Source organism: Thermoanaerobaculia bacterium (assembly GCA_035260525.1).
Taxonomy (GTDB): Bacteria; Acidobacteriota; Thermoanaerobaculia; order UBA5066; family DATFVB01; genus DATFVB01.
Map to the genome: position 1 here is coordinate 1 of DATFVB010000255.1, position 5,446 is coordinate 5,446.

Sequence of the window (5,446 nt, forward strand, 5' to 3'; positions counted from 1 at the left end):
CCTTCGCTCCTTCGGAGCTTCGGCGCGACGGGTCCGCCTTCGGCCGCCTTCGCCGCTGCGGGGCTTCGGCGCGGCCTCGGCGCGACGGGAGCGTGCATCGGCGTCATGAGAACGGGCTCGCGGTACTCGCTGCTTTTCGCCGTCCTCGCCGCCGGCGCCGCCGTCATCCTCATCCTTTTCTGGGGCGCGCTTCTCGACCGCGCCTCGCGGGAACGCGTGATCCGGCGCCTCCAGGCCGAGGACACGCTGCTTGCCGCGCTGGCGGAGCCGATCTTCGGCGACGAGCCGGCCGTGGACCGGCTCGTGCGCTCGGCCGGGACCGAGCTCGGAGTCCGCGTCACGGCGATCCAGGCTTCGGGCCGCGTGATCTCCGACAGCCAGGTCGCGCCCGCCGACGTCCCCCGGATGGAGAACCACCGGAACCGTCCCGAGGTGGTCGAAGCCGCCGGCCGTGGGACCGGGTCGTCGCGGCGCTTTTCGGCGACGCTCGACCGGGACTTCGTCTACCTCGCCGAGCGCCTGCCGAAGACCGGAGCGATTCGGGGTTTCGTCCGGGTGGCCTTTCCGCTCGACGACCTCGCCGCGCAGGAGTCGCGCACGCTTTGGGCGGGACGGACGGCGATCGCCGTGTCCTGTCTCGCGCTCTTCCTCGTCGGCCATTTCGCCTCCCGGCGGCTCTCGGCGCCCCTCCGGCGGGTCACCGAGGCGACGCTCGCCGTCGCGCGGGGCGATTTGAAGCGGGATCCTCCCGACGAGGACGATCCGGAGGCGGCCGCGCTCTCCGACGCGGTGCGCCGGATGAAGCGGTCGCTCCTCGCTTCACTCGCCTCCGCCGAGTCGGAGCGGCGGCTCACGGCCGCGGTGTTCGACCGGCTCCCTTCCGGGCTCGTCGTCGTCGACGCAAGGCGCGAGATTCTGCAGGCGAACGCCGCGTTCTCGCGCATGCTGGACGTGCTCGACCCGGTCGGGCGGCCCCTCGTCGACGTCGTCCGGGAGCCCGGGGTCATCGCCCTCTTCGACCGGGCCCTCTCCTCCGGCGCCGAGCCGTCGACCGTCTGGAAGCGTCCGGGCGACGTGACCTGGGACGTCGCCGTCCTGCCGCTCGAGAAGAGCACCCGCGGACGCGCCGTCGCGATCTTCCGCGACGTCACCCCGCTGGCCCGGACGGAGTCGATGCGGCGGCGCTTCGTCGCCGACGTCTCGCACGAGCTCCGGACGCCGATCGCGTCGATCGCGGCGGCGGCGGAGACGCTCGCCGACGGCGCCCCGGACCGCGAGGAGGCGGCCCAGCTCAACGCGCTCATCGCGCGGCAGGCGGGGAGGATGCGTGATTTGATCGAAGACCTGACCGATCTCTCCCGCATCGAGTCGGGTGCGATCGAGCTCTCGCCGGAGCGCGTCCCGCTCGTCCCGCTCGTCCGCGAGGTCGCCGAGGACCTCGGCCCCCGCGCCGCGGCGCGACGGGTCGCGATCGACGTGCGGGGCGACGAGACGCTGGCCGTTTCCGGCGACCGCCGGCGCCTCCTGCAGATCGTCTTCAATCTGCTCGACAACGCCGTCAAGTTCTCCCCCGACGGCGAGAAGGTCGAGGCCTCGGTCGCGCGCGACGACGGCAGGATCGTGCTCCAGATCGGGGACCGCGGGCCGGGTGTCCCGCTCGCGGAGCGGGAGAAGATCTTCCAGCGCTTCTACCAGGTCGATCCGTCCCGGTCGAAAATGAAGCCGGGCACCGGTCTCGGACTCGCGATCGTCAAGCACCTCGCCCTGCTGCACGACGCGACGGTCGCGGTCGGCGGCGAGCCGGGGCAGGGAGCGATCTTCCGGGTTTCGTTCCCGGCGTTCGATCCGGTCCGTTCGACCCTCTGAACGGGACGGGATCCGGCGTCCGTGCCGCGTCCGTCGGATAGAATCCGGCGCATGCTCGACGGCGAATCGACGTGGAAATCCATGCGGCGGACGCTTCGGCGCGCCGAACGGAAGTTCCGCGACAACGATCCCGAGGGGCTGCACGATCTGCGGGTGGCGCTCCGGCACACGGCCGTCGTCGCGGAAGCCGGGGCGCGGCCGAAAGTCGCTCGCGGCGCTTCGAAGCTCGCCCGCCGCCTCTCGCCGCTGCGCCAGCTCGAGGTCGATCGCGAGCTCCTCGCCGAGCTCGGCCGGTCGGGCGAGGTCTCTCCACGGGACGCTCGTCCCGTCGACGAGATCCTGGCCGCGCGACAAAGCCGCCTCCGCGACAAAGCGCTGAAGCGGCTTTCGGCCGCCCGCGAAAGAAGGCTCTTCGAGCGGCTCGGCCATGACCGGCCGGACGGTCCGCTCGCCTCGCGGCTGGCCCTCGAAACCGGCGAGAACGCCCTTCGTGTCCCGCGGGTGCTCGACGACGAGGGCCTCCACCGGCTCCGCATCTCCGTCAAGCGCCGCCGCTACGCGCTGATGGCCCGGCGGGATCTCGGCGCCCCGGGCCTGGAGGAGGAGATCTCCCGGTGCCGATCTCTCCAGGATTCTCTGGGACGGGCCAACGACTGGCGATCGTTCCTCCGCGACCTCGTGCGGCTGCGCGAATCCCGCCACGCCGATCCGGGCGCCGACTCGCCGCTCGACGCGATCTTCGATCCCGCCGCGGATCGGGCCGAGATCGCGCGGAAGGCCGCGTGCGAGGCCGTCGCGGCGAGCGGACTGGTCCCGGATCGCGAACCGCGGCGGCCGCAGCCTCCTTCGCCGCCGCCGGATCGCGACGCCGCCCTCTTCCGGGGATCGCCGAGCCTTCTGCGCGACGACGCGATCCGTTCGCGCTCCGACTCGTGAGGCGCCGCAAGACCGGCGGGCAGAGTCCTGGTGCCCACCGCGTCGGGCCGCGCGAGCGGGTCCGGCTGGCCGACTTCGACCCGGGCGAGAAAAGCGGCGACAAGGACGACGAGACAAACGTCCGGTCGATGGCGCGTGATCTCGCCGCGCTCGCCTCTCTCCAGGAGCTCCTCTATGCGGCGCGCACTCATTCGGTGCTCGTCGTGCTGCAGGGGATCGATACGGCGGGCAAAGACGGGACGATCCGGCATGTCTTTTCGGGCGTCAACCCGCAGGGATGCCGCGTCGCGTCGTTCGGGGTCCCGACGGAAGAGGAGGCGGCGCACGACTTCCTCTGGCGCGTGCACCGCCAGACACCGGCGCGCGGCGAGCTCGTGATCTTCAACCGCTCGCATTACGAGGCGGTGCTCGTCGAGCGCGTGCACGGTCTCGTGCCGGAAAAGGTATGGCGCGAGCGGTACGGGCAGATCAATGCCTTCGAGTCGCTGCTCGCCGGCGCCGGGACGATCGTCCTGAAGTTCTTCCTCCACCTCTCCCGGAAGGAGCAGAAGAAGCGCCTCGAGGCGCGGGAGGACGACCCGGAGAAGCGTTGGAAGGCGAACCCGCGCGACTGGAGCGAGCGCAAGCTCTGGGACGCTTACCGGAAGGCGTTCGAGGAGATGCTGTCGAAGACTTCGACCCGCGATGCGCCGTGGTTCGTCGTCCCGTCGGACCACAAGTGGTACCGGAACCTGGTGGTCGCGGCAACGCTGGCCCGGCGTCTCGAGACGTTGCGGAGCGGCTGGAAAGAGGCGGTCCGGGAGCGCGGCCAAAAGACCTGACCGGCATTCGAGCCCGCGGCGCTCGCGACGCCGCGACGGGCCCTTTTTCAGCAACCGGCCAGAGAATCGGCGCGGTTCCTACCCGGCGACTTTCTCCGACCCCGCCACTTCGGGCGCCTCGCCCCCCTCGGCGGGCTCCTCCTCCGCGAACGGGCCGCGCCGGAGCTGCTCGATCGCTCGCTGCGTCCTGCGGCGCGCCTCCTCGAGGAAGTTGGCCTGGCTGTCGAAACACCGGTCATCCGCCGCCGCGACGCGGGAATAGGTCCCGTCGTTTTCGAGCTCACGCGCGCGCGCCGTGTCGCGGAGAGAATCTTCGAGGATTTCCCGCGCGTGGCGCGCGAGCGCGGGGTCGACGAGCGGAAAAGCGACTTCGACGCGCCGGAAGAAATTCCTCGGCATCCAGTCGGCCGACGAGAGATAGACCTCGGGCCGGCCACCGTTTTCGAAGAGGAAGATGCGGCTGTGCTCGAGGAACCGCCCGACCACCGACGTCACCCGGATGTTCTCGGAGATGCGCTCGAGATGCGGCCGGAGACAGCAGACGCCGCGAACGGCGAGATCGACCGGCACGCCGGCCTGCGACGCCTCGTAGAGCGCCCGGATCACGCCCGGATCGAGCAGCGCGTTCATCTTGGCTTTGATGCCGGATGGCCGTCCTTCGCGCGCGTTCTTCGTTTCCCGCTCGATCCACTCGACGGTCCGGCGATGCAGGTCGCGCGGAGCGATTACGAGGCGCTGGTACGAGGCGCGCAGCGAGCATCCCGTCAGGGAGTTGAACAGCTCGGTCGCGTCGTCGCCGAACTCCGGGCGGGCCGTCAGCAGCGCGAGATCCGTGTAGACCTTCGCGGTGAGCGAGTTGTAGTTCCCCGTCGAAAGATGAACGTACCGGCGGATCTCGTCTTTCTCCCGGCGGACGACGAGCGCGATCTTGGCGTGGGTTTTCAGCCCCACCACGCCGTAGACGACGTGGACGCCCGCCTCTTCGAGCGCCTTCGCCCACTCGATGTTGTTCTCCTCGTCGAACCGGGCCTTCAGCTCGACGAGCACGGCGACCTGTTTCCCCTGCTCGGCGGCGCGGATCAACGAACGGATGAACGGCGAGTCGGCGTTCGTGCGGTAGAGCGTCATCTTGATCGCGAGGACCTTCGGATCCGACGCCGCGCGGTCGATCAGCTCGATCGCCGGGGAAAGGGAGTCGTACGGGTGGTGCAGGAGGATGTCGCCCTCGCGGATCGCGGCGAAGAGGTCTCCCCCGAGGACCAGGCACGACGGGACGGCCGGGGTGAAGGGCGCGTCCTTCAGCTCCTTGCGGTCGAGCCGGCTGAGCGCGAGCAGATCGCCCGCTCCGAGCGGCCCCGACACCTCATAGACGTCCTCATCATGGATCTCGAGCTGCTTGATGAGGAGCTTCCGGACTTTCTTCGGCGTTCGCGGCGCGACCTCGAGCCGCACGACGGCGCCGAAGCGACGCTGGCGGACCTCGTGCTCGATCGTGGCGCGGAGGTCGCCCGCTTCGTCCTCCTGGATCTCGATGTCGGCGTCGCGGGTCACGCGGAAGAGGTAGGACGAAACGACGGTCATTCCCGGGAAGAGATCGGGGAGGTTGGCCTGGATGAGGTCCTCCAGGAACACGAAATCGGCGTGCTCCGGATCGAGTTTCTTCTTTCCGAGGACGATCCGCCGCAGGGGGACCAGGCGCGGAAGGGTCGGCGGGACCTTGACGCGCGCGAACCGGACGGCTCCCGTTTCCGGGTTCTTGAGCTCCGCCGCGACGTTGAGCGAGAGGTTCGACAGGAACGGGAAGGGGTGGCCGGGATCGAACG

The 5,446-nt window shown here is 70.3% G+C and carries 4 protein-coding genes; 3 read left to right on the top strand and 1 reads right to left on the bottom strand.

All coding sequences use genetic code 11. The features are described from left to right. From VKH46_12505 to VKH46_12515, 3 genes are all read left to right on the top strand, one after another. Positions 1-1,866, top strand: a 1,866-nt coding sequence (locus VKH46_12505) for an ATP-binding protein (protein HKB71659.1), incomplete at its 5' end; no start/stop codon positions are given. A gap of 51 nt (positions 1,867-1,917) precedes the next feature. Beyond that, positions 1,918-2,802 (top strand): CHAD domain-containing protein, encoded by an 885-nt coding sequence (locus tag VKH46_12510; protein HKB71660.1) that lies wholly within the window; start codon positions 1,918-1,920, stop codon positions 2,800-2,802. Further along, positions 2,799-3,623 carry a polyphosphate kinase 2 family protein gene (locus VKH46_12515; protein HKB71661.1) on the top strand — a complete coding sequence of 275 codons (825 nt, stop codon included), beginning with the start codon at positions 2,799-2,801 and terminating at the stop codon, positions 3,621-3,623. Before VKH46_12510 ends, VKH46_12515 begins: the two co-directional genes overlap by 4 nt. Before the next feature lie 78 nt (positions 3,624-3,701). On the opposite strand, the gene ppk1 is transcribed toward VKH46_12515, so the two are convergent. Continuing rightward, positions 3,702-5,446 (bottom strand): polyphosphate kinase 1 (gene ppk1 / locus VKH46_12520; GenBank protein ID HKB71662.1); only part of this gene is annotated, 1,745 nt, incomplete at its 5' end.